Genomic DNA, 25771 nt, shown 5'->3' with positions numbered 1-25771 from the left:
GCTTGAGCTTATACCATGGCTGGAGCCTGCGGGCACTTCGTCTAAACTGGGTTTGAGTCGAAAGGAAGGGTGGCGTGCCGGGCGGCAAGTGGCGGTTGATTTCAGCGGTTCTATTCATCGCGATGGCCGCGACCGTCTTCGCCTTCGCCCTGGGCGAAACCCGCATCATCCGGCTGCTGCACCTGAAATCCGGCGATCTCTACTTCGTCGCCGCCCAGCCCGAGCAGCCCAAGGACATTGTCCTGATCGTAGTCGACCAGAAGTCGCTCGACCGCTTCCCGGAACCCCTGCTGCTCTGGCACGGCTACTACGAAGCAGCCATCGAGGCGGCAGCCGATGCCGGCGCCAAGGTCCTGGGTCTCGACGTCGCTTTCCCCATTCCCGTCAACCAGTGGGCCGCCGGCTTCGACGAACGCATGGCGCAGGCCGTGATTTCGACCTCCACCCGCATGCCGGTGATGTGCGGATATGCCGCTTCCACGCTATCCCAGCAGAGGAAGTGGCCGGTGCCGATGAATATGGCCGCCGCGGCGATGGGCCAGATGGCCTATGTGAACCTGCGCGCCGACGAGGACGATTTCATCCGCTCGATTGAACTCGCGGAAGCCGAGGGCTCCCGCAGCATGTCGCTGGCCGTCTCGGAGCGCTTTCTGGGCCGCCCGGTCAGCTATCCCCAGCACAACATGCTGATCCACTATGTCGGCCCGGCGGGCACGTTCCCGCGTGTTTCGCTCTGCGACTTCATCGATGCGGCCCGCGCGGGCCGCAAGCAGCAGTTGCGGGATTGGGTGAGCGGCAAGGCCGTCCTGCTGGGCCCGGACCTCATTACGGACCGGCACGCGACACCGTTTTACGCCTTCCGCGCCGGCACGCCCGCCAACACGGCGGGTGTCGAGATCCACGCCAACGCGGTCTGGACGCTGTTGAGCGGCCGCCACATCGTGCCCCTCAGCGAGCCGGTCAAGGTGACGCTCACCGCCGCCGTCAGCCTGGGCGCCGCGCTGGTCACCCTGTTGGTCGCCGGCTGGCCCCTCTTCGGCTACCTGGTCCTGCTGGCCGCCTTGAGCACCAGCATCGGCTTCCTGCTGTTTGGCCGCGGCCTGCTGGTCGCCCCCTCGGAAATCCTGCTGCCGCTGCTCATCTCCGGCCTGCTCTCGCTGGTTTACGGCTACTTCTTCGCGGCCCGCGGCCGCGACACCTTCCGCAACGCCGTGCGGGTCTTCGTTGGAAAACAGGTGGCCGAGGCGCTGGACGCCTCCGGGAAAATCGCCCTCAGCGGACGCCGCGAGGCGGTCACCATCCTGTTTACGGACATCCGCGGCTTTACGGCCTGGTGCGATACGCAGGAACCGGAAACCGTGGTCGCCCGTCTCAACGAGTACTTCGCCGTGATGACCGCCTGCATCGTCCGCCACGGCGGGCAGGTGAACAAGTTCATCGGTGACGGAATCATGGCCATTTTCAGCGATGCGGAAGGCGCCGCCCTGGGCGACCACGCCCTGCGGGCCGTCCGTTGCGCGGTGGAGATGGTCGGCCAGCCGCTGGAGTTCCGCACCGGCGCCGGCATCCACACCGGCGACGCCATCGTCGGCAACGTGGGCTCAGGCGATAAGATGGATTACACGGCTCTGGGTGACACCGTCAATCTGGCCGCCCGGCTCGAGGGCTTGAACAAGGAGTTCCAAACCCGCATTCTCATGAGTGCGGCCACATGGGACCGAGTGAAAGGCTCCGTCGAGGCGCGGCGCCTGGGCCAGGTTCCGGTGCGGGGCAAAAGCGTGGAACAGTCGATCTACACCGTTGCGGAGGTTTGAGATGCAAGGCAGTCGTTTGGCATGGGCATCATTGGCACTGCTGTTGCCGGTGCTGCCGGCCCAGGTGAGAAAAACACAACCCGTGGGCCTGGTGATGGGCGCCGGAGCCACGGTGTCGCGCGGCAAGGCTCCAGCGGCAGCCGTGAAGCCGGGCGAGATCCTGTTTGCCGGTGACGTATTGAAGGCCGGCTCCGCCTCGGCCGCCTTCCTGTTCTGTCCCGAGAAGTACTCCGCCGCCCTGTCGGCCAACGGCGAAGCCGCCCTCACGGAATCGCAGGTCCAGGTGAAGTCTGGTGAACTGGTGGGCCGCAAGACCGTGGCCGCCTGCTATCTGCCGGAAGTCCAGAAGCTCTCGGTCGCCAGCCAGCAGCACTACGGAGTGATGATGACCCGCGGCAGCGCCGCCGCCGCCCCCAAGGGTACGCTGGCGGACCGCATCAAGGCCCTGCCTGACGACAAGCGCCACGAGCTGGAACCGCTGCTCGCCTCCGCCCCGGGCACCGATCCCGTGGCCGTGGTCGCCCGCGCCGCCGCCCTGGAAAAGGCCGGCCTGCTCTACGACGCCGGCGAATCGTATCGCGAGGCCGCCAAGCAGTGGCCGGAAGCGGCCTGGGTGAAGAAGAAGATCGTCGAGATCGAGGACGTCCTGCTCAAGCAGCAGGCCCACTAACAGCCGGGTTCCGGCGGCATCTCGTCCGTTATCGAACTGAGTGTGACGGGGATCCACGGCAGGCTGGCACGGCTTCGTTTTCCTTGGGGACATCCGTTGTCCTGATGCCGTTCGACGCGGCGTTGGGTTCGATGGGGCGGGAGGACGCACGATCCACGACCGCCGTTTCCGTTTCGCGAATCAAGATAGGCAGTTGGGTTCGATTTTCGCCGCGCCGCACGATGCTGGGCGCGGCTTCGCTTTGCCTGGAGGCAGCGAGAGGCCGCAGGCCAGTGGAGAGGTGGAGCGGGCCGGACGGACAGTGGGGATACAGGCGGTAGCGCCCGCGAATGGGGGCTACGGGCCGCACAGGCCCGACGGCGGGGACGGGCGGTACAGGTGGAACCGGCCGCGGAGCGCCGCTGAGGTGGGTTCGATTCCAGGAGATGACGAAGGAGCCATCCGGCTGGACGGCCGTGGCCTCGAAGGAAGAACCCGCGGCCATGACCTTGACCGTAGCGGGGGCGGTGGCTGAGCCGGCGATGGCGGCGAGTTGCCGTTCGACGTGCAGGATGCGGCGGGCGATCCAGTGGTAGTAGGTCTTGAGCCCCTTGACGAAGGACGGCTGATGGGCGATGAAGCGGGCGGCTTCCTCGTGGTCGCCGCCGGCTTCGGCGCAGGCGGTGTCGAACAGGGTCCGTTCGAGGGCGCGCCAGCGGATCTCGTGTGCCTGCAGCATGCAGCGGTTGATCAGCAGGAGCCGGGCGTGTTCACACGGGCAGGCGGCGGTGCGGCGGAGCGCCTCCTGGAACCACTCGACGGCGAACGGCCTGGGCAGGTTGAAGTCGATGGGGCAGGGCGGCGCCTTGCGGGCGTTCTGCGACGAGATGCGCTTACCGGCTTCGGTGCGAGGTCCTGTCGAGTGGCGGGCGTTGTCGCGGTTGGCGGCCAGGCGGCGCGGAGAGAGGGTGGCTGGAGCAGTGCTGGCTGACATGGCTAGCGTCCCTGGGCCGCTTCCTTTTTGGCGGCGGCTTCGCGGCGGCGGCGCGCCTTGGCAAGGCGATCGGCATTGGCGCGGGTAGAGCGGTGGAGGGCGTCGTGGAGCTGATCCAGCGTAGCCAGGGTGGTGAGTTCAGCGGGCGACAGGGGCCGGAAGGCCTGGTAGAGCCGCCGGGCTGGGGTGGCACCGGACTCCCCGGGTGCGGCTGTAACCGATGCTTCGCGGAGGCAGGAATCGAGGAGGCCGCTTTCGACGCCGCGATAGCGCCGCTGGCTCCAGAGGTTAGCGGCGAGCGAGTTGGCGACGATGTGTTCGTGGAGGGAGTGGGGCTGGAACTCCTGGAGCACATCGCAATAGGAGCCGTGGAAACGGGCGGGGTCTTCGTAGGAACACACGCCGGCCTCGGCGGCGGCAGTGAGGCTGAGTTGGTCATCCGCAATCCGGATGTTGCGAGCGAGGGCAGCAGCGGCCATCGCATCGAATCGGGCGTCGTCTCTCGTCATAGTTCGCGCTCCGGGGGGATGATACATGCACGGACTGGGCGTGGAGGGTGAGCGGCTCCGTAAGGCAATGGAAATAAACGATAAAGATACTTTGGCCGGCGGTTACCGCTTTTTCTTCGCCCCGGGGTTTTTGGGGAGAACTATCACGCCCGGCCGCGGACAGGAACTTGGAAGCAGTTCTTACTAGTCCGAATCGGCCGGTCGGCAACTATCCGGAAACTCTGAATGGTTTGATGGCACAGGAGGCTCGAATCAGAATGGTCTGATTCGAACGGGCGACTGAATCCGTGGGCGGGTTGCACGCGGACCGGATCGGCGAACTGGCAGGAACATCGATGACGGTGATCGATAACCACCTCAAAGCCATCGTTGATTGCTGAGAGGTACACCGGGAGGCAACTATGAAAGATTTTTTGGCAGTTCAAGATGAGGGCGAATCGGCGGGCTGAATTCAGCTTAGATGGTCTTGTGGCCCGAGACACTCGAGTTCACGCTATTCTCTCCAAACCTCCGCTGACAGAGGCAGCTCGTTCAGTTCCGCTCTGGCTTCCCGCCATCCCGGATAGTGCTTGTTTATCAGCTTGAGGAATCTCTCGCTGTGGGTAGGTTCGAGAAGGTGAATCATCTCGTGGACCACCACATACTCCAGCAGGTCCTTGGGCTTCTTCACCAGTTCGGTGTTCAGGCGGATGTTCCCGGCGCGGTGGTTGCAACTGCCCCACTTGGTCTTCATGCGCTGGAGGAAATAGGCTGCTACTTTGACACCTAGCTTCGATTCCCACTTCTGAATCATTTCGGGGAGCGCGGCATGGAGGAGCGACTTGTGCCAGTCGTGCATGATTGCTTCGCGCTTCTGCACGTTCGTCCCTGGCCGCACCGTGAGCGTGATCCTGCGGTGATCGAGGCGGATGGAGGGCTTCGCGTCTACCTCCCGGACCGAGAGCAGATGGCGCCTGCCCCAGAGGTAGTGGCTCTCCCGCTCGACGAAGGCCCGCGGCGTTTCCCTGGCCTGCGCACGGAGTTGCGCCTGCTGGGCGCGAATCCAGCCGAGCTTGGACAGGGCATACGCGCGGGCTACCTCGGGGCGCGTGGCCGTCGGAGCAACCATGGTTACGCGGCCGTTGGGCGGGTGTACCGACAGGTGGACATTTCGGATATCCTTGCGCGTCACGGCAATGTTGATCTCGCCGATCTGAATGGTCTCTGGCATCAGTAGCCCGGCTGGTTCTTAATGAGCTCGAAGAGTGCGAGTGTGGCCTCGCGGTTCCGTTTCATTGCTGGGAACAGCGCATTCTTCACCTGCGCCTCTTTCGCCTGATCGCCCTTCCAGCCCGCGGGCGCGTGCTCACGTATCACACGGTCGATTTCGAGCGCCAGGGTGGCGCGCTCCGTTTCGTCATCCGGGCCGGGCTCGGACTCATCGGCGGAGTCCGGTCTTCCAGCGGCTAGGATTTGCGGCAGGTTGTTGAAGATCACGATTGCTTCGCGATGGCCTCGCAGCGCCGGGGGCACGCCGTCGTCGGATTGATTCGCAGCCAATCGCCGGACCAGCGCCTCGGCCTGCCGAAGGAACTCCTCATACTCCCTGGTATCCTCGCGACTCTGTTTGATTAGGTCCTCCAGCAGCTTGGACATCTGTTCGTAAAACCGAGGATCAGTCAGTTGGCCGCGGATGACGGTCTTGCGGATGTTGTTGATGATGCCTTCGGCGATGGCGTTCCTGGAGAGCTTGCCCTTCTGGTTCAACTTTTGGGCAATGGCGTCGTGGATGCCCGTCTTGACGATGAGCTCCATCAGGGACATCTCGCCCAGTTCGCCGAGGGTGGTCGCCGGGTCGGCTTGAATGTAGGTGTTGAGGAGGTGGCGCATGTCCGCCTCATAGGGCTTGATGTCGAGCTCTTCCTCCGCGTGCATCTTGATGGCGGAACGGATCTCCGCATAAAACTCGACCTCGCCCTGCAGGGCCGCTGCCTCGGCAGCGGAGTAGCCCACTTCCGCGAGATCCTGCGCGACAGACGCAAACGCGCGCACGAAACTGGAAACGGTCTTGTAGAAGGAGACACGAAGAGCCTCGGTCTCATCCAGCGCGTTCGGGTTGGCGGCGTCACCGCAGAAATAATGCAGGTACTGCTCCACCTCACGCGGCAGAGCTACCGGTTCACAGAGGTAACATAAGCTCTCGCGCGCCTCGTCCAGTTTCTTCTTGCCTTCTACCCGCCAGTCCTTGAGGTGGACGTTGTTATCACCGCCGCCACCATCGTCGATGTCCAGTTCGTCGGAGCTGTAAACGGCGATGGCCTGCTGGACGTCTTCGAGCAGCTCCTTGTAATCCACGATATGGCCGTAGTCCTTGTCGTCGCCATCCAGGCGATTGGTGCGGCAGATCGCCTGGAACAGGCTATGGTCGTGGAGTTCGTTGTCGAGGTAGATGTAGGTGCAACTGGGCGCATCGAAGCCGGTGAGCAACTTGCTGACGACGATCAGCAGCTTCATGTTCGCCGGTTCCTTGAGGAAGCGGCGTTTGATCCCGTCTTCGTACTGCGTGGTCGTCTGGCCTCTTTTGAGGACGTGACGGGTGTAGGTGTCGAACTTATAGCGTTCGTCACTCTGTGCCGGCTCGCGCGAGATTGCGTTGTGGTTGGGCTCGTAGGAGGTGATGAGCCCGCAGTATGGACGGAAGTTTGTTTCCTGTAGCAAGCGGAAGTAGTGACAGGCGTCGTAGATGGAGGCAGCGACCAGGATGGCGGTGCCACGGTCGTTGTTCAAGCGCGGCTTGAGGCTGAAGTCCTGGATGATGTCGGCGATGATGCGCTGCTTGCGCTCGCTGGCGCTCATCAACTCCTCCAGCGTGGCCCAGCGTTTGCGCAAGACGGCCTTCTTGAACTTATTGAGACCCTGCGTCTTCTTCTCGAACCAGGCGTCGATGGCAGCCGGGGCGGTGAGCCGCTGCGGTACATCGCGCGGCTCATACTTGAGATCGAGAATGACGCCGTCGGCCACGCCCTCGTGGAACTTGTAGGTGTGGATATACGTTCCGAAAACGTCCCGGGTGAGGAGTTTGTCCTTGCGCAGCAGGGGCGTACCGGTGAAGCCGATGAAGATGGCGTTCTGCAGCCAGCGCTTCATTTGCTTGTTCATGTCGCCGCCCTGGGTGCGGTGGCATTCGTCCACGAAGACGTAGAACTGGCCGTCGACGCGGGGACGTTCGCCGGTGAGATCGGCTACGTCGAACTTGTGGATGAGCGCGCACAGAAGACGCGGGGTAGCTGCCGCGAGTTTCTCCACCATCTGGGCGCGCGAGGTGATACGTGGAGAAGGCGACTCGGCGCCGATGACCCCGGCGTTCTTCATCACGCCCTCGATCTGCTTGTCGAGTTCGTCGCGGTCGGTGATAACCAGGATGCGGGCGTGCGGATCGTGCTCCAGCAGCCATTTGGCGATGAGCACCATCAGGATGCTCTTGCCGCTGCCCTGTGTGTGCCAGATGACACCGCCTTCGCGCTTCGCGATGCGTGCTTGGGCGGCTTTCACGCCGAAGAACTGATGAGGCCGCGGCACTTTCTTGCGGCCGGCATCGAAGATGATGAAGTTGTAGACGAGGTCGAGCAGCCGGACCTTGTTGCAGAGTTGAGCGAGAGGCCGGTCGAGCAGCGCCCCGGCGACAGGGGCGGCGCCGGTGGGCGCTTCGTCTTTCCATTGAACAAAGAACTGTTCCTGTGTGCCGGTGGTGCCATAACGGAGCCCTTTCGAGTCGCTGCCGGCCAGCAGGAGTTGCACCGTACTGAAGAAGTTCTGGTTGAAGATTTCTTCCTGATTGGTGATGAGTTGGCGCACGCCGTCGGCCAGTTCCACGGAACTGCGCTTGAGCTCGATGACGACGATGGCGAGGCCGTTCAGGTAGAGGACAATGTCCGGCCGGCGTTCGTAACCACCTTTGAGCGTCACCTCTTCGGCCAGGGCGAAGTCGTTGTTTTCCGGGTGCGCCCAGTCGATGAGATGTACAGTTTCGTGGGCCTGGCCCATGGCGATCTGGACGGGCACGCCGTAGCGCAGGAGCTGGTAGGTGCGGAGGTTCGCCTCGTACGGCGTGATGCCGGTGGAGTCGGCGGCGGCTTCGAGTTTATGGAGGGCAGCGGAGATGTGGGCGGGCGAGTAGCCGCGGGCGGTCAGGTTGTCGCGGAGGAGGGCGGTTTCGACGGCGCGGTTGTTGTCGCGCTTCTTCCAGTCGCCGAGGTAGCGGAAGCCGAGGTAGTCGGGCCGGGCCGGGTTGGTGAACAGGTCGACGACGCGGTTCTGCGTGGTGCGCTCGGAGCGCGGCGTATCAGGCATCGGGCTCTCCGGTGGGGACGAGGCGTGTTTTGCCGGTGAGGAGTTCCTGCATCATGGCTTGCTTGAGGAGGCGGGTTTTTTCGCGGCGGGCTTCCAGCGCGAAAATCTCGGCGTCCATGTCGGAGAGGATGTTGGCGATGGCGGCTTGCTCTGACTCCTCACCCGGGGTTTCGATTTCAATCTTCTTCATTTCTGATTTATTCAGTTTTGCGCGTGTTCCGTTTGCAAGGAAGGGAAGGATGTTCTTGTGAACAAGCGAGTAGTACACGAACACTTGGTCAAATCCGAGCTTAGCCTTCAAAATGTGCGCATGATTGTTAACCCAACACTTACCCTTCAAACGATAGGCAATTGGACGCGTCTTGTATTCGTCGAAGTAGCCACCGTCCTCGGCCATTAGGATTATGTCGTCGTCGATGATGTATCTGTCGATGTAGTCCAGCACTCCGTTGGCACCACAGTATGGGTAATCTCCTCTCATCCGCGACCGTTGGGCCTCGTTGAGCGGCACGCGAAGATCATCAAGACATTCGGCGATTTCTTCGAGTGTTTTGACCGCCCATTTGCGGCGGAACCCCGGCAGCCGGGTCTGACCAGTCAGGAGTTGCTGCATGGCGGCCTGTTTGAGGTCACGTTTCTTAGCGAGGAGCCCGTCCAGTCCGGCAAGCAGCGCATCCACGTCGGCAAGCGCCTTCGCGACGGCGCGTTGCTCCGCAAGGGGTGGAACTGGCAACGGCATCCGACGCAAGTTATCTCCGGTGATCTTGGGCATACTCCCGGAGGAGCCGGCGGCAATACCCATGAAGTAACGTCTACCATCTGCGCCAGACGCATACCGCCAGAACCAATGGGCAGTTGCTAACTCGCGAAACCGCATCCGCATCATTAAGTCTGGGTAAACATAGATACCAGATGGGCCGTCGAAAACAGCTGTTGTGCCGACAAGGTCTGTGGTGTTGGCGCGTTGGACTAGCACGTCACCTTGTAGCAGAAACAAATCCGAACTCGCGTCGATTGTCTCCTCAAGGTATTTGATTGTCTCGTCGTTCAAAACCAAGCTTCCAGATGATGTCGCCCCAAGGCTGAGCGTTGGGGTACCTCTGGCGTCCTTTGAACATCGGCCCGAATAACCGTTCTTGGGCCCGTTGGCAACAAGTGACGATAAACGCTGGACATCCCATTGCTCTGGCACAGATCCCGCGTTGGTCTGCTTGAATCCCGGCGTCATTGCCGTGATGCCCCCATGCGCTTGATGTGCTCCTCGACTCGCGCCGAGAGCGCCTCGACCTCTTCACAAAGCTTCGGCAGGGGGGAGGCATACCGTTCAGCCAACTGGCGGATCCGTCCAGTGAGCGTCTGAGAAACTCGGTCCAATTCACCCTGCACAGCGGCAGACAGCCGGGCCATCCACTTGTCGTCCACCACGAGGGTCTTAATTTCGGCCTCAGTGAGCTTAGGATACTTGGCGTCAATCTTCCTATCGAGATCCTCCTGCGCGGCCTTGCGTCGGGCCTTCCGCTCGGCCTGCTGCTCCAGCAGTTCCGTATAGGCTTCGAGCGCTGCTCGCTCCTCCGAGTAGAGAGGGTCTTCGTCGATCTCCTTGAGCCGAGCCTTTACCACCTTGGGGGCAATCTTCTGCTTATCCCCCTCACCCTCAATCACCTCGGCCAACAACCCATCCTCTCCGCTATTCTCCTCGCGCATCTCGTCGAGTTGCTGCTCGAGCGTGGCGAGTTGACTGTCGAGTGCTTCGATGGCATCCCGCTCGGCCACAAAGTAGCGGTCGACGAGAATCGAGGCGGGTACGAGGTCCGACTTGAAGCGGCGCCTGCCTTTCAAGTAGTCGTGCGCCTCCGGCCAGATGAGTTTCTTGTCCCTATTCTCAATCTGGATAATCTCCCGAGGCTGGGCCCCCTTCAGCCAGCCTTCGGCGGCGATCAGGTAGGCGTCGTCCTGCATGGTCCCTGCCCAATAGTCCATCAGGTGCTGGTACAGGTCGTAGGCATCGAGGAGCGGCGCCTTCCGGAACCGTTCCAAAAGGTCCTCTGCAATAGTCGTGATCAGCGCCTTGGGGTGCCCGTTCTGGCGGAACCCGGTCAGACTCGGAGTCGTCGCCTTGCGCCAGCCGCTGAAGACCTGGGTCGCTCTCCGCTGAAAGGCAGTGAATTCGGCGTGGCCCAGAATGGCGGATTTCACCTCAGCGATCGGCAGCTTGAGCGCGGAGTAACCCGCCCGGTCGGCGGATTCGAACAACTCGGCTCGCACGGTGGGCAAGACCTTCCAGTAAGCGCCAAGCGCGTCCAGATCGCGATCCGGAATGCCGCCGCGCAGGTGCCCATCGATGTCCTGCAGGTCTTCGGGTTCGGTGCTGTCGATGTAGCGAGGAAGGTTGAGGTTGAAATCGTTCCTCGGGTCGGAGATCTCGCCGACCGGCACCATGCGCGCGTAGCCCGGCACCTCGGTCAGTTTAGTGAAGGTGTCGACGATGCGGTGGATATCCTGCTCGCGCAGCCGGTTCTTGTTGCCATCCTTGATGAAGCCCTTGGAGGCGTCGATCATGAACACGCCCTTGCGGCCCACGGCGTTCTGCTTGTCGAGTACCACGATGCAGGCCGGGATGCCGGTGCCATAGAAGAGATTGGCGGGCAGACCGATGATGCCCTTCAAGTAGCCGGACATCACGAGTTCCTTGCGAATGGTCGCTTCGGCATTGCCGCGAAAGAGAACGCCATGCGGCAGGATGCAGGCGCCTTTGCCCGCGCTACGCATGGAACGGATGATATGCAGCAGGTAGGCATAGTCGCCTTGCTTGGCAGGAGGAACGCCCCACTCGAAACGCTCGTAGGGGTCCTCGGACGGGGTGAGCCCGGTGGTCCATGTTTTATCGGAGAAGGGTGGATTGGCAACGACATAGTCGTAGGTACTCAGCCACTGGCCGACTTTGAACTTGGGCGCGGCCAACGTGTTGCCAGGGAGGATCGTTGCCGTGGGGAAGTCGTGCAGGATCATGTTCATGCGCGCCAGACCGGCGGTGGTCACGTCCTTCTCCTGCCCTTCGAGGGTAATGCGTTTGCCGGCCTCGGCTGCGACTTTCAGCAGCAGCGAACCAGAGCCGCAGGTGGGGTCATAGGCGGTGGTGGATGCCTTTGTATTTTGAGGCGAGATGCCGATGACCTTGGCGATGACCCGGCTTACTTCGGCGGGCGTGTAGAACTGTCCCTTGCTCTTACCGCTTTCGGTGGCGAAGTGCCGCATGAGGTACTCGTAGGCGTCACCGAGGATGTCGTCGTGATCGGCGCGATTCTGCGAGAAATCGAGCTCAGGTTTTTGAAAGATGCCGATGAGGTTCGTGAGGCGCTCCACCATCGCTTTGCCCTCGCCGAGCTTGTTGGGGTCGTTGAAGTCAGGAAAGTCGGTGCGGGCGAGCCGAGTGTTGGCGTTGATCAGCCGCTGGATGACCTGGGTGTTGATCTTGTCGCCGATGTCGCTCTTGCCCTTGAGGGCGATCATGTCCTGGAAGCTGGCTCCCTTTGGGATGATGACCGGAGGCGCAAAGTCGGTACTGTTGCCGTACTTGTCGCTGATGTACTTGATGAACAGCATGAAAAGGACGTAGTCCTTGTACTGGCTGGCATCCATTCCGCCGCGCAGTTCATCACATGAGGCCCAAAGGGAGGAGTAGAGGTCGGATTTTTTGATCGGCACAGGGTAGCTGAAACTCCAGACACAGCTGGTGGAGCGCACGATTGGTGGGCGCGGCACCAGCGACTTGGTCACTTTCACGTTCTCTTAATCTGTAAACGGCATTGTACCGTTTGCCGCTTAGGCAGCAGTATCCGGATGCATCCTGATTCCTCACCGAGGTGCACCGGAAGGGTAAGCAGGAAAGATGGCGCATTGCCTGGATTGGGTTCAGGCCCGCTTGCGCTTTGCCCCACGCTTTTTCGTCTGGGCGCGCTTTCTGGGCCGACGCTGAGTATCCGTGGGGACAGCGGGAATGTCCGAGCGTTCGGCGTCGGCGAAAATCACGGGCGCGGAGTTCAGCGGCGTGATGATGACTGGCCACCAGAATGGCAGGCCCTTCCAGCCCAGTTCCAGTGTCCCGTCCTGACGGAAGAGGAGCATTACAGGGGCGTCCTGGGCGAGAGCATGAGCCAGGTCCTGCTGTTGTTTCGTGTCGGGCGCGTTCGAAAAGCGTCCCGATTCGCGGATGCGGACCAAGCTGCGGTTGCGCCAAGCGAGGATTCTGACTCGGTCCCGATCGATGTCTGTACGGCAAAGGCGGGCGAAGTGATGGATGGCGGCCGCATAGTCCGTGCGTTCGGATTCCGGATAGGAGGACGGGTCAAGGAGATCGTAGCAGCGATTGAGGATTTCGATGGCCTCCTCAGAGCTGACGGTTACAGGGGCGCCATCGGCTGGACACAACGCATCCAAGCTTGCATCCAGTTGTCGGAGCTTTCTCTCTCCGGCAGTCCTGGCCACGGTCTCAAAGCCTGATGAGAGGATCCTGCTTCCGGGACGGACGGCATTCAGGTCAGAGAATCCCAACTTGTTGGGTGAGCAGGGGATCACGCGGCCCTTGGGGTCGCGTTGTATGAAATAGACGCCTTTGTCGTGCGCTCCAGATTCAAATGCTTCGCGAAGACCGGTATCGAACTGGTGAATCTTACACATGGCTTCGTAGACCAGTTGCGGAGCGTAGAATCGCGTTACGGGCAGGTCCGGCTTAGGCCGGGCGCCATACATACGGCAATGCTGCAGAACCGTGTCCTGCTGGAGGCGCTTCGGGCTGCGCCCATAGTAGAAGCCGATCAGATTGGCGATCGTGATGCCGCGATCGAGAATCTGGCCGCCGATGAAGACGTTGAATGGCGTACGCAGCTTCAACTGACCTTCTTCATCCAGCAACTGATCCACATCGTTCTCAGAGTTCACCCGCGAGATGACGACTGAGCCTTCCATCAGAGCTTTCCGGATGTCCTCCTTAACAACCTCTTGGGGTGGGATGGGCAGGCTTTCGAGCTCCAGCGAGCGGCGTAGATCATCCATTGCCAAATTGAGAATCCGGTTGAACAGGGATGAGTCCTGACTCGCTTCCTCGGTGAAGTCCTTATTGATGGCGCTGAGGACGGACTCCTGCCACTGGTGCGACTTCATGCTGGTTTCGGTATGGAAGAGAAAGCTGTATTTTGGCTCCGGTTTTCCCGCCGCTTTCTCCTGCCACCGGCGAATGGCGCCACCCACCAGGAAGGTCATGAAGGCTTCGCGGATAACCTCCGTGCTGTTCTGGGTGAGAACATCCTTGAGGTTCATCCGGCGGCCGTCGGGGCGCTTGAGGGCTTCGCGCTCGCGATCAGGGACGGGGCGGTAGAAGTAATAGGCCGGAGATTCGGGATCTTGCGCGAGTTCAAAGTAATACTCGCCACCCACATAGGCCGGATGGACTGGGAGAAGTTCCGTGAATGCCGGACGTTTTGGGAGGAAGATCTGCTCGCCCGAAGCGGAGACGATTTCGTCCTCAGGTTGGAGGTAGAGGGCGTAGGGTGTCGCGGTGACCTGAAGGTAGTCGGATTTAGGGACGAGCCGCTGCAACTCATCGATCATGGCGGCCACGACGCCCGGCCCGGTGTTGCCGTTCTTTTTGCGGAAGGTGACGGAGGCGTAGTCGGCCTCGTCGTCCACAATCAGTACGCGTTTGTCCTTCCAGTTGGGATAAGTGGTCCGGAAGGCCTCCAGCAACCTGCGAAGGTTGTCGTCCTCTTTCTTGACGACGATGATCAGTTTCTGCCGCAACTCATAGCCCGCTAGGTTTGCAGGCATGTTCATGATGTCGAATACCTTCATCTGGTCGGCCTGGATGAACTGCCGGTAGTCCTGGTTGAGTCGAGCGACGGTCTGCTGGGCCAGGGATTTCGTCCCTTTGGTCAGGATGATGGACATGTCGAAGCCGCGATCGAAGGCGCGAGCGATGATGCCGAGGAAGCCGCGGGTCTTTCCGCTTTGGATTTTGCCCAGGAGAATGCCGGGCCGGCTGACTGTTGTGGTATCGGGTCTGTCCAACAACTCAGCCACGCGTTCAACGCTGGCGCGCAACTCAGAGGAGTCTTTTCTGGTTTCAGCGAGGGTGTCGTAGAAGTTCATGGAATGAGGGCCATTTGGATATCGGGCTACAGCGAAAAACTCTATAGGGTAGTATCCACAATTTGACGAAATAATAGAGCTTTAGAACGATGATTTAGCTCTAGCCGTCGCGCCCACTCCGGGAAGGCGTGCAGCTAGGAGCAGGCGCCGAAACGACGGGCGCCAAGGTGAGCAACTGATGTGCGTCCGAGAGGTAGGCGGGGACTGGGGCACCTTTGCCGACCCCGGTGCATTGGTCTGAACTATTAGTCTCTCGATTCGACGCGCTTACGCGGAGCCTTCGCTGCACTGACCTGCGGCATTCTTGGTTTAAGTTTCGGACGACTGTCTACGATGCCAGTGGCTCCATCGGCGGCCTCGATTGAAGATTCATCGTCGTCCTCAGAATCCTCATCCGGCTCGATATGGCCCAAAGTGAAGCCGATCCAAAGAGCGTCGAACAGGCCCTCCCAGGTGATGGCGAAGATGAAGGACGTCGCCCCCTCCAGTTTCCGGGAGAGGACATCGGCCAGCACGAACTCCCTGTCTCTTCGTTCCGCGACCTCCCGCCATTCTTCTACGACTGGTTCCAGTTCCTTCCGGATGTACTCCAGGTCTCCCATCGGAAAAGAGACAAAGTCGACGTGTTCGCAGGGCTCAAGTCCTGAATCGATCCGGGAGACACCTGCGCCGCAGGCAGGGCAGTGGATGTCTGTCGCGTCCCAATCTTCCAATTTGATGTTAACTACCGTGATCGACATGTGGAATGGTCCCCCAATGTGTGTTCTCGTGATCTGAAACGAACGCGCGGCCGGCATCGTTGAGCCGGCACTGGCCGCAGAACCGTGGAATTTCGTCGCGAGTGAACGTCAGACGCGACTGGCCTCTCCGAAGAGCTCTGTATAACAGGTCGAGCTGCGAATCCACTGCTCCTCTTCGGAATCGGGCTGATAGGGGGCAGTGAGGAAGTCGGCGTAATCGGCAAATGAGATCATCCTCAGCAGCACTCCCAGGTGAAGAAAGACACTCCCTCCGTGCATTCCGTTCAACAGGACCATTTGGGTGCGTTGGCTCTCGTCCAGCTTTGACAAGGCAGACGCCAGGGCGCTGACGGCCTCAGCCATGGGCAGGTGGGCACCCGGTTGCCAGATACGGCAGCCGATGAAGTCGTCCTGAACGGCCAGCACCAATTTCACGAAGTCTTCGGCGGCTGGTTCGGCGGCGTAGTAATCGAAGTGAACCTTCAGCATCTCCTTGAGGCAGGATTTCTTTCCCAATGCGCAACGGAAATCGCGGTGCGTGCAGAAAGCTGAATAGAGGCCAAAGGACTTGGCGGAAAGGCGGCGGAGCAGCGATCGCTCGAAAGCGATGCCGTCCATGAGGAGACGGGCGCGGGATGATACGGGATTGCCGGCCTGGGTTATCGCTCGAGCAACGACGTACATGTCATTCTCACGGATCACTCGCTTCCTGGCGGATTTCAAAAGCTGGGCCGCTTCCGTCATGCGCCGAGCCAGAACCGCGCCAGAGGCACCGTTCAGGAGAAAGCAGATCTCCCCGTTGAGCAAACCAAACGGCTCGCCCCGGCGGGCAAGAAGTTCCAGTCCTTCAGCCAGCGGGAAGTTCAGCGCCTCTTCGGAGCTCTCGGCCGCCGCGCTAATTGCATCGGCAATCCGGAAGTGAGGCACATGATACTGAGACAGGCCAGTTCCGGACTGATAGGAGACGAAGTGGAAGAGACCTCTGCGCTCCGCGCCGAAGAGGGCGTGGCCGTCGCAGGAGCCGATAGGAGCAACGTCAAAATCCGGTGGAATCCTCGTCAGCAGAAAGTCGTCCGAGGGTTTGTTGGCACTCAACTCAATTTCCCCTCCGCCGCCGTTCCTGCTGCGGGCGGCCTTTTTGGTGGACTTCTGGGGTTGAGGCATACGGCAATTTCCAATTTCAGTTCGAGTGTATCGCGGTGGAGGGACTGCCGGATGATGGGGTGCTGAACGCGCTTTGGTGCGGGCCTCAGGTGAAGGGCTGGACGTGCGGCTGGATGCCACGAGGACTGACCCATCCCAGCGCGAGTCTTGGAATCCACCGGTTGTACGAATTGGGTCGCCAAAACATCTGACGCCTCCGCTCCGGTAGTACCATGGCTCCAACTGCCGCATGCTTTGTGCGCGCGCAATCTGCGGCAGCACTGAGAATAGTGCACGGGGATCCGGCCGATCTCCAGCGTCCATTGATCGAGATTCGTGCTTGTGACCTGTGCGCCGCCGGATACCGGCCGATGCCATTGGCTATGTCCAAACTCGCGCGGCGAGCCAACTCGTTTCCGCCCACCCAACCTGCGCCGCCTTCTCCCTGCTGCCCGGTTGGATCCCATAGCCAATGGGCCCTGGCGTACCCTTGAGTTCCGCCTGCAACGGTGCATCTGCAGCAACGGCGGCCCCGAAGACGCATTGGGCACCCACTGTGGCTTTGAAAGGACGCATGATCCCCTATTCGCCGGCTGCCTCGCGATTGGCAATCTTTGCCTGTACTAGCGGGATGACGAGTGCGGGCCGATGCCAACCAGAAACATCAATCTCGCCGGCCACCTCAACCGGCTCATCGCGCCCGAGGTGGATTCCGGGCGCTATGGCCACGCCAGCGACGTGGTGTGCGAAGCTCTACGCCTGACGGAGCAGCGGAATCGGGAGAATCAGGCGAGGCTGAAGTGGCTGCGCGGCGCAGTGCGCGCTGGACTGGGTGAACTGGCGCGGGGGAAGTCGTCGCATTCCAGCGAATCAAGGACCTCGAAGAGCACATCTACCAGTTGGGGCAGGAAGCCAAGGCCGCGCTTGCGTCGAAGCACCACGGTGGATCAGCCTGGAGCCCTTCGGCGAACGCGCGGCGGAACGCTATCGCGGCTTCATCTAGCAGGCTTTGCGTGACGTCGCGGCCGTTCCCGATCGAGCCGGAAGCAGGGGGCGGCCGGAACTGGCGCGCGGGGTTCGGACGTACCACCTCGTCCGCAAACGACCCCGCAGGGCGTTGGGCACCTTTAGCCAACCCAGGCATTTTCTGGTGTATCGTTGCGGGAACAATATCTCGACGTGGGCCCGCGGCAGCACGATGCCGCTTACTGGCCGGGCCCCTGCCCGTGGAGAACCGGGAAGCAAGAGAGATCAAAGATTAGGAATTCAGTGGAGGGGGAGCAGGGCCTGAGTGGGTCCGGCTGGCGGCAACCTGTCAGTGGTCCGTTGAAGACGCCCCGGCAAAGGGTTGCGCTGCTGATTTGAGTGGAGCCTTTCGGTGGCTCCTCCGCTCCCTGACGGTCGCGGCTCAATTTGCGGGTTACTCCGCTTTGGCGGCACGGAGGGCTGTGGTGCGACTCGATTGAAGGTGCCCGAACGACCGTGGCCCGCTCCTTCCCAGTCGCGGTTCGCAACGGGGTGGGGACCACTCCCTGACGGGACTGTGAAAAAATCAAAAACGCGCAATCAAGCCCCCCGCAGGGGAGTACGCAAACCACTGGGCAGCCCGCTGCGATCGCTCCTAGGGCCTCTGGCGAGGCCATTCTCACTCTCAATTTTGCCCATTTTCGCGAAAGGGGATTTTTTCACAGTCCCTGACGGTCGTGGTTCGTTGTGGCTGCCTCGGTTTCGGCTGCCGCGGGAGGCCTACTTGATCTCGCGAATCCGGATATTCCGGAACATCACGAACGTGAACTGGTCGTGCAGTTGGAGGCCGATGGGGCCCGTCTTTGATCGCGCCGGATCGCCCGCATACTCGGCTACCACCTCGCCGTTCACCTTTACCCGGATCAGGTTTGTGCGCGACTCGATATCCATCGAGTTCCACTCGTCGCGCTTCTGCACGCCCTTCTTCGCCGCGACGAACGTGTAGATGCTGCCGGTCGAGTACTTGTCCGCATCGCCATCGATGAGCTGGATCTCATAGCCAATGTGCGCCGGCGTACCCTTCAGCGTCGTCTGCAGGGGCGGATCGGCCTTGCCCGCGTCGCCGATGGCATAGTGCGCCCGCGACACGTCCCGAATCGAGATGCCGCTATTGGTCCGCGCCGGCAGGAAATACTCGACGTGCAGGTCGAACTGGCCATAGGCCGCCGTCGTGTAGAGCCACGCCTGACGGTAGAGCCACGATTCATACTGCTTGCTGTCGATGGGCCACGGCTTGCCAAACGGATCGTCGGGCTTGTCGTGCCGCCGCTGGCCCAGCAGGGAACCGTCCGGCATGACGGTCCAGACGCCCTCACCGCGGGCCTGCCAGCCGTCCAGGTTCTTGCCATTCAACAGCGGACGCCAGTCCTGAGCCGGAGCAGCCGGAATCAGCCCAAGGGCGGAGACCAGGAGGGAGAAGAAAGCAACATTGCGCACCTCTCCATTGTCGCGCCAGCGGGACCACCGCGGGCACGATCCCTTCCCCGATCCTGGGTAGAGCCTCTACTCGGCCGAGGGCTTGCGGAACACCGCAATCGCCTCGATCTCGATGAGCAGGTCCGAACGGCACAGAATCGCCTGGATGCCCGTCGAGGCCGGCAGCGGATCGAGACCCTGCTCCGCGAAAAACGCCGTCCGCTCTTCGTTGAAGGCCTCGTAGTCGCGCTCCATGTCGCGCAGGTAGCACGTGGTCCGCACGATGTCTTTCCAGGTGGCGCCCTCGCTCTCCAGCAGTCCCGTGATGTTCTGATACGTCCGCCGCTGCTGCGCGCGGAAGTCGCCCACGTGTACGGTTTTGCCGTACTCGTCGATGCTGGCCGTACCGGAAATCAGCAGCACCGCGATGTTGCCGAAGTCCAGGCGGAGGCCGCGCGAGAACGAGCTCGGCTTGGCATACGCGTACGCCTCGTTCAGCACATTGTGGTTCGTGATCTTCTTCTTTTCGATGGTCGTGGCGCTGGCGATCTCGGCCAGGGCGTCGTCGAGTGTCATGAGGAAACCTCCTGGATTCTCCGGCCCCGGGGGCCAAAGTGGGGCGCAAGCCGGTCGCGAATCAAGGCGCGGTTGAGTCCGGCTTCGCGGATGGCCTCGACGACGAACTGGGCCGCGTCGTAGGCGAGTAGTGAAAAATCGTCGGCGGGCCGCCCGAAGCGGCTCACCAGCCGCTGGATCCGGGCGTTGTCCGCCGTATGCAGTCTCGGAGTCACCACGTGGCGCTCCGACGAAAAACCCCGGCTGCGCGCCGCCGGCCCCGCCAGCAGCCGCATGCCCGCAGGCGCCGCCGCCATCACTGCCGCGGTGTCTGCCGGCGGAGCGAGGATCACGCAGGCCGCGCCATCCAGCGGCGGCAACTGCAGGGGCCCCGCGCCGATGTCGTGCCGCTGTGCCGGCAGCCGGTGCATCCCCGCCGCCGCCTTGAGAAACTCCTTCGCCAGATTCCTGGAATCGTGATCGGTGCCCGCCACCACCGTGAAATCGCCTTCCGGCAACTGCCCGGCCAGGTAGGCCGCAATCGAGGGATCACCGGGCGCGCACGAGAACATCCACGGGATGTTGGCGTGATTCACGGTCTGGTCCGTACTCACCGGATCGACCAGCGGCAGCAGCGCCTTGGTCACCACCTGTTCCGCCAGATGAGTCGTCGCTCCATCGATGCCGCCGAGGATCGCCCAAACCTCATCGGTGTATGCCAACCGGACCACCGCCGACGCGCCGCTGCGCCACACATCGTCCGACCAGCGCTCCACCAGTTCGAACGGCTTCCCGTGATAGCCGCCCGCGCGATTCGCATCTTCCAGCGCCAGCATCGCGCCCATCCAGATGGACCCCGCCTTCGGGTGCGCCGCTTCGCTGGGACCGAAGAAGCCGATGCGCACCACCTCGACACCGCGCTTCCCGCCGCTCTCCCGGCCCGGCCCTTCATACTGCAGCGGCGTCGACCGCTTGTCGAGGTATGGATCCTGCGCGGAGAGACACGCAGCGCCGCCCAACGCCAGAAAGGCGCGGCGGCTCCAGGTGTCTCTTCCGCGGGTCATAGTTATCGGCTCGCTGTCTCCAGGCCCCGGCTCGTCCGGTCCCGCACCGGCACAAAGCCGCGTGGAATCTGCAACGACTCCCGCGACTCATACTTCCAACGTCCCTGGCCGAAGCGAGCCAGAAACACCTCGCCCGCATCGTCCATCACCGCGCTCAACGGGATGGCGCCCGTCACGCCCGGCCACGGCTTCGACCGTGTCGCGATCAGGTCCCTGATCTTCGCCCGGTTCAGGCCGCCCTGCTGCACGGCCCAGATCAGCATATTCATTCCGTCGTAGGCATGCGCGGCATAGGTCTCCGCATCCACCTGGAAGCGCGCCTTGAAGGCCTTGCGGAACTCGTCCAGCTTGGGGTCCTTGCGATCGGGATCCCAGGGATAGCCGCAGATCACGCCTTCCGCATTCGCGCCAGCTGCTTTCTCGAACTCCGGCGACACGCTGCGGTCGGAACAGAAGTAAGGCTGCTTCATGCCGCGCGCCCGCATCTGGTTCAGGATCAGGGCGCTCTCCCGCGCATCGCCCCAATGGACAATGGCGTCGACGTTCATCTCCTGGATGCGGTCCAGTTGCAGCGAGAAATCGTCGCCGCCGACTTTGTACGCCATCTCGATCGCGACCGGATGGCCCAACCGGCGGGAACTGTCCTTGATCTCGCGCACGCCGAAGCGTCCATAGCGATTGCTCGACCGGATGATCCCGATGCGCTTGTAGCCCATCTTGCGGATCATGTAATCCACCAGCAGGTAGCCCTGTTGCCGGTCGTCGCCGATGTTGCGCGCCACCCACGGGATGTTCGTCTCGATGAACGTCGGATCCGTGTCGCCGGTGTTGATCATCACCACTTCGGCCTTCAGCGCCACGCGGATCGCAATGTGGGAGTTCGCACTATCGATGGTGCCCAGGATCGCCCAGACCGGGTTTTCGTACGCCATCTTCACCACTTCATTGCCGGTGGAGCCCCATAACCCGTTGTCATTCGCCACGGCCAGCTCAAACGGGATCTTCCCCTTCAGATACCCGCCCTTCGCGTTGGCCTGTTCCACGGCCAACTGGGCGCCCTTCAGCATCATCTTGCCCAGCACTTCCTCGTGGCTCTTGCCGCCCGTGGCAATGGACACCGTGGACTCAATGGGCCCGATGAAGCCGATGCGCACGCTCTTCAAGCCGACAGGCTCCGGCGCGGCTCGCCCAGGGCCTGTGTACTCCATCTGGACCAGGAAATGCTCCTTATACGGTTTCACGGAGCCGAAGGGTTCCACGTCGGTCGACGTGTGGGCGTAGTTCTGCTCGGTTCGCAGCTTCAGGTCCGGCACTTCATAGGGGGTCAACCCGTTGATGCGGCGCAGCACCTCCTGCGTCTCCGGATCAGCGGCCGGGGCCGCCTTCTTCGCTTCCTGCCCCATCGCCGCGAACAGACACACCATTGCCAGCAGCAGGCGCTTCATTTCGACGCCCTCCCGTTCGAAGCCAAAGCCTTGGGCCGCTCGCGCAACCCGCCATAGTATCCATCTCCGACGCCCCAGGCCAAACCCTTCGATGTGGCGATGAATACGTCGTTGTCTTCCACGTCGATGGCCAGGATGTAGTTGTGCGTCAGGTTGAGACCCATCTCCACCGTTTCCAGAACGGTCTTGTCGCGCGTCACCACGGCCTTGCCGGTCTTCGATTTGGGATCGCGGGTGTAGGCGACCCAGGTGTTCGTGGCAGCGTCCATGATGGCGCCCACGCCCTTGTCGGTGGCGAACCAAGCTTCGTTCCCGCTGCGCGCCTTCAGGTTGTTATTGAAGTCGCTGGGATTGCCGGAGTCCTTGTTGTAGTATCCGCGCCAGTTGCGCCCGTCGTAGCGGCACACGCCAAAATACGTCGACACCCACAGGACCTTGTCGATGTAGTTGGCCTGCGTCGTGATGACGTGCACAATGCCGTCGTCGCGGTAGAGGTCGATCTCCATCTCCCCATCCGGATCCAGGTAATCCTTCCAACGGCCGGTGGCCACATCGTATTCCAGGACACCGCTGCCCCACACGGCCAGGTGGACTTTGCCGTCCCGGTAGTTCACACCGTAGTTCCAGATCTCTTCCATCGGCGCGTTCTTCTCAGTGAACACAGACCACTCGCGGGTCACTGTGTTGTAGCGCGACGCGCCGGCCGTCGTCGCCACCCACACGTTGTCGTTCTCCACTGCCACGCCGTACGCCACGTCGTTCACCAGGCCGCTGTTCATCTGGTGCCAGTGTTCAAAGCGGCCGCCGCTGAAGCGCGCCAGGCCGCCGCCGAACAGCGCCAGCCAAACATCGCCCGTCTTTTTGTCGACATCGATGCCCGTCACAACACGCCACGGCAGGCCGTCCTTCTCAGTCCAGCTCTTCACCTTGCCCGAAGCTTTGTCGATCAGGGCCAGGCCGTTCTCCGTGCCCAGCCAGATGCGCGGCCCGTCCGACTTCACCGCGAAGATATGGTCATTCGGCAGACCATTCTCCGTGGTGAACTGCTTCCACTTCGTGTATACGAAAGGCAGCTTGCTCCCGCTGCCCACCGTCTGCGCCGGAGCGGCGCACGCCGCCAACATTGCTGCTGCGAGTAGGTACTTCATAGTGTCTTCACGAACTCAATCAGATCGTTGAGCTGATCCTTGGTCATGTCATTGGTCACGCCGTGCTTGTCGTAAGGGTTGAACACGGTCCAGATCTCTTCCAGCGTGTTGGCCATGCCGTTGTGCAGGTACGGGGCCGAATCATAGATGTTGTTGAGGTGCGGCACGTCGAAGGTGCCCTGCCGGTCCAGCGCCTGCTTGGTCCCGACATCGAACTTCTTGCGGCTGGTGTAGTAGGGCGGCATGTGACAGGTCACGCAGCGGTTCTCCAGGGGGATCACGCGCCCGTCGTTGGCCGTACCCCGTTCAAAGATCGCCTTGCCGCGCTTCTGCGCGGGTGTGTACGGCTCACCCGGTGTGTGGTGGCGGTTGGGCGGCCGCTGGATCGTCGTGATGTAGTAATCCAGCGCATCCAGCTCCTCGTTCGTGAACGGGAGAGTGCGCGTGAAGAACACTGAGAGCCGCGGACCGCACTGCCGCCGCAGCGTGGCATTCGTGCCTTCCCACTTGAACGGAGCCGTGTCGTAGATGCCGCGCAGCGTCCGGTTGTCCACCGGACTCACGCCGATGCCATCCGCCTCGATGTCGTATGCCAGCCCGTCCACGTGCCCGTCCGGATGGCAACTGTGACACGCGAACTGCTGCCGGAACGAGATCTTCGCGTTGTGGAACAGCCGCTCGCCCTTGCGCTGCAGTGTGATCTCTTTCGGCCCGCCCAGGCTGATGCGGCCGGCCGGCTGCAGTGTCTTGAGATCGATCACCGTCAACTCATCGTCCAGGGATCCGGCCACATAGGCATACCGCCCGTCCGGCCCCATCGTCACACCGCGCGGACTGGTCGACGTGGGTACAAACCCGGCCAGGAATTCGGCTGACTTGCCCAGATGATTCGGGATCACGGTCTCGCGGTCTTTCGGCGTGGCCGCCTTCAGCATCCGCTCGAGTTTGGCGCAGTCGACCACCGCCACACGGTCTGTGCCCGAGCTCGTCACCAGCGCGTAGCGCCCATCGTTCGTGATGGCCACATCGGTCGCATCCGAGAAGCCGGAGCCCGGCTGGTCCAGCATCACCTGGTCCACCGTGCCGTCCGCCCAGAGCACGGCCAGCCCGTTCGTAATGGTCCAACCCTGCATCAGGCGCGTCATCGGAACCAGGTTCTTCGTCCGGTTCATCGTGGCCAGGGCAAAGCGGCCGCTGGGATGCCACGCGATGCCCGCCATCAAATTCGTACCGGGCACCATGGGGCGATCGACGACGGCGGCCCGCTCTGTGTCGATCAGCGTGATCTCCGACTTCAGCGGCTTGCGGAAGCCCGTCAGGTTCGAGAACGTGCTGGTGACCGCGATGGACTTGCCATTCGGAGACAAGGCCAGCGACCACGGCCCGACGCCACCCGAGAGCGTCTTCACAAACTGCAGCGTGGCCACGTCAAACACCCAGATGTCGTTCGACGAAGTGTTCAACACGTACAGACGCCGCCCCTGGGCATCGGTCAGCACGCCATGCGGCTCGTCGCCCACCTTCAGCGTCGACGTCACCTTGCGCGTCTCGGTATCGATGACGCTCACCGTGTCGCTTTCGCGATTCGAAACGAACGCCCGCTTGCCGTCCGGAGTAAACGCCACATCCGTGGGCGCATTGCCCACCACGATCTCCGCCTGCTTCTGCCGTGACACCGTGTCGACAATCGCCACCACGTTGCCGGACTCGCAGGTCACCCAGAGCTCCGCCGTATGCGGCCGGAACGTCAGGTTCAGCGGGGTCTTGTACCGGATCTCGGCCGGAGGCGGCGGCACCTTCGTGGGGTGCGCGATCTTCGTCCACGCCTTGGCCGCGTCGAAGGTCTTGCCATGTGTCTCCCGATGGCAGTGATTGCAGCCCGTAGTGGACGGAATCCGCAAGCCCGCGGCCTTCGCCGCCGCCGGGTCCTTCATCACGGCCTCGGTCGCGTACTTCTTGCCCGCGCCGTGACACGCTTCGCAGCCCACGCCCTCATTGGCTTCAGCGCCCACCGCATGGCAGCCCAGGCACTGCTTGCTCAACTGCGGATCGCCCGTCACCTTCATCTCATCCGCGATCCGCCGCCCATCCGCCGTCGACAGCACAGCCCAGGCCCGCGCATGATCGCTGCGCCGCCACACGTCCCATTGATGGCCGGACTCCGGACCCTTGTGGCACGCGCCGCACGCCGATGAGCCGATGAAATCGCCGCCCCGCGGAGCCGGCGCGGCGCGCAACTGCGACGGCTTCATCAGCGGATGCGCAATGCGTGGAATCGCCTGCTTGATGTCCACGGTCGAGTTCGGGTTCACCGCCGTGTGCGACCCCTTCTCCATATGGCAGCCCAGGCAGGTATCCTCGTTGGGCAGCCGCAGCCCGGCCTTCATCGCTTCGGCCCGGTTGCGCATCACCTCTTCGCTCATGTACTCGCTGCCCGGACCGTGGCACGACTCGCACTGCAGCCCGTCTTCCGGCCGGAACGCGTCGTCCTTTTCCCAGTCTTCCGCCGTCGAGGCCGTCGAATGGCACCCCAGGCAGATGGGCTCTTTCCACGGCTGCCCGCGCAGGCCGCTGCGCTTGGTGATCTCCACCGACTCCGGCAGCGACAGCACCGCATAGGCCTTGGAGTGCTTCGTCGTGAGCCACTTGCTGTACTGGTTGCCCATGCCGGCGCCGTCGTGGCACTGGCCACAGGCCCGCGCGCCCACATACACCGGCTTCTTCGGAGCCGCGCCGCCCATGCCGAGCAGGGCCACCAGCCCGGCCGCCAACACCGCAATGGTCCGTGGTCTCAT

The 25771-nt window shown here is 62.2% G+C and carries 18 protein-coding genes; 3 read left to right on the top strand and 15 right to left on the bottom strand.

Annotation, left to right across the window (positions count from 1 at the left end):
• The first annotated feature begins 74 nt into the window (after positions 1-74).
• On the top strand, positions 75-1814 hold the full coding sequence (locus IRI77_RS25585; RefSeq protein ID WP_194447833.1) for an adenylate/guanylate cyclase domain-containing protein: 1740 nt from the start codon (positions 75-77) through the stop codon (positions 1812-1814).
• A 31-nt stretch (positions 1815-1845) separates the two neighbouring features.
• Positions 1846-2484, top strand: coding sequence for a hypothetical protein (locus tag IRI77_RS25580; protein WP_194447832.1), 639 nt, complete (start codon positions 1846-1848; stop codon positions 2482-2484).
• Positions 2485-2512: 28 nt separating this feature from the next.
• Here the strand turns inward: IRI77_RS25580 and IRI77_RS25575 are convergent, their stop codons facing one another.
• The 9 genes from IRI77_RS25575 to IRI77_RS25535 form a co-directional block, all read right to left on the bottom strand.
• Positions 2513-3457: a hypothetical protein gene (locus tag IRI77_RS25575; RefSeq protein ID WP_194447831.1), complete on the bottom strand. Its 945-nt coding sequence runs from the start codon at positions 3455-3457 to the stop codon at positions 2513-2515.
• Between the two features lie 2 nt (positions 3458-3459).
• Positions 3460-3966: a hypothetical protein gene (locus IRI77_RS25570; RefSeq protein ID WP_194447830.1), complete on the bottom strand. Its 507-nt coding sequence runs from the start codon at positions 3964-3966 to the stop codon at positions 3460-3462.
• Positions 3967-4459: 493 nt separating this feature from the next.
• A complete protein-coding gene (locus IRI77_RS25565; RefSeq protein ID WP_194447829.1) occupies positions 4460-5176 on the bottom strand; it encodes a M48 family metallopeptidase in 717 nt (238 codons plus the stop codon).
• Entirely contained in the window at positions 5176-8295 is a 3120-nt protein-coding gene (locus IRI77_RS25560) for a type I restriction endonuclease subunit R (protein WP_194447828.1), read from the bottom strand. Before IRI77_RS25560 ends, IRI77_RS25565 begins: the two co-directional genes overlap by 1 nt.
• Positions 8288-9346, bottom strand: a complete 1059-nt coding sequence (locus tag IRI77_RS25555; RefSeq protein ID WP_194447827.1) for a restriction endonuclease subunit S — start codon at positions 9344-9346, stop codon at positions 8288-8290. The genes IRI77_RS25560 and IRI77_RS25555 overlap by 8 nt, the downstream gene beginning before the upstream one ends.
• 173 nt (positions 9347-9519) lie before the next feature.
• Positions 9520-12000, bottom strand: a complete 2481-nt coding sequence (locus IRI77_RS25550; RefSeq protein WP_194447826.1) for a type I restriction-modification system subunit M — start codon at positions 11998-12000, stop codon at positions 9520-9522.
• A 207-nt stretch (positions 12001-12207) separates the two neighbouring features.
• On the bottom strand, positions 12208-14439 hold the full coding sequence (locus IRI77_RS25545) for a Z1 domain-containing protein (protein ID WP_194447825.1): 2232 nt from the start codon (positions 14437-14439) through the stop codon (positions 12208-12210).
• Positions 14440-14684: 245 nt separating this feature from the next.
• On the bottom strand, positions 14685-15179 hold the full coding sequence (locus tag IRI77_RS25540) for a hypothetical protein (RefSeq protein ID WP_194447824.1): 495 nt from the start codon (positions 15177-15179) through the stop codon (positions 14685-14687).
• A gap of 108 nt (positions 15180-15287) precedes the next feature.
• On the bottom strand, positions 15288-16343 hold the full coding sequence (locus IRI77_RS25535; protein WP_194447823.1) for a hypothetical protein: 1056 nt from the start codon (positions 16341-16343) through the stop codon (positions 15288-15290).
• Positions 16344-16970: 627 nt separating this feature from the next.
• On the opposite strand from IRI77_RS25535, the gene IRI77_RS25530 reads away from it, so the two are divergent.
• Positions 16971-17339, top strand: coding sequence for a ribbon-helix-helix domain-containing protein (locus tag IRI77_RS25530; protein WP_194447822.1), 369 nt, complete (start codon positions 16971-16973; stop codon positions 17337-17339).
• Between the two features lie 729 nt (positions 17340-18068).
• Here IRI77_RS25530 and IRI77_RS25525 read toward each other — a convergent pair.
• From IRI77_RS25525 to IRI77_RS25500, 6 genes are all read right to left on the bottom strand, one after another.
• Complete coding sequence (locus IRI77_RS25525; protein ID WP_194447821.1) at positions 18069-18785, bottom strand: 3-keto-disaccharide hydrolase; 717 nt, start codon at positions 18783-18785, stop codon at positions 18069-18071.
• 66 nt (positions 18786-18851) lie between these two features.
• Positions 18852-19340, bottom strand: a complete 489-nt coding sequence (locus IRI77_RS25520; RefSeq protein WP_194447820.1) for a Rid family hydrolase — start codon at positions 19338-19340, stop codon at positions 18852-18854.
• A complete protein-coding gene (locus tag IRI77_RS25515) occupies positions 19337-20383 on the bottom strand; it encodes an ABC transporter substrate-binding protein (RefSeq protein WP_194447819.1) in 1047 nt (348 codons plus the stop codon). Before IRI77_RS25515 ends, IRI77_RS25520 begins: the two co-directional genes overlap by 4 nt.
• 2 nt (positions 20384-20385) lie before the next feature.
• Entirely contained in the window at positions 20386-21828 is a 1443-nt protein-coding gene (locus IRI77_RS25510; RefSeq protein ID WP_194447818.1) for an ABC transporter substrate-binding protein, read from the bottom strand.
• Complete coding sequence (locus IRI77_RS25505) at positions 21825-22976, bottom strand: ligand-binding sensor domain-containing protein (RefSeq protein ID WP_194447817.1); 1152 nt, start codon at positions 22974-22976, stop codon at positions 21825-21827. The genes IRI77_RS25510 and IRI77_RS25505 overlap by 4 nt, the downstream gene beginning before the upstream one ends.
• A complete protein-coding gene (locus tag IRI77_RS25500; protein WP_194447816.1) occupies positions 22973-25771 on the bottom strand; it encodes a multiheme c-type cytochrome in 2799 nt (932 codons plus the stop codon). Before IRI77_RS25500 ends, IRI77_RS25505 begins: the two co-directional genes overlap by 4 nt.

Source organism: Paludibaculum fermentans, from assembly GCF_015277775.1.
Taxonomy (GTDB): Bacteria; Acidobacteriota; Terriglobia; order Bryobacterales; family Bryobacteraceae; genus Paludibaculum; species Paludibaculum fermentans.
This window is presented reverse-complemented; position numbering and strand designations above follow the sequence as displayed.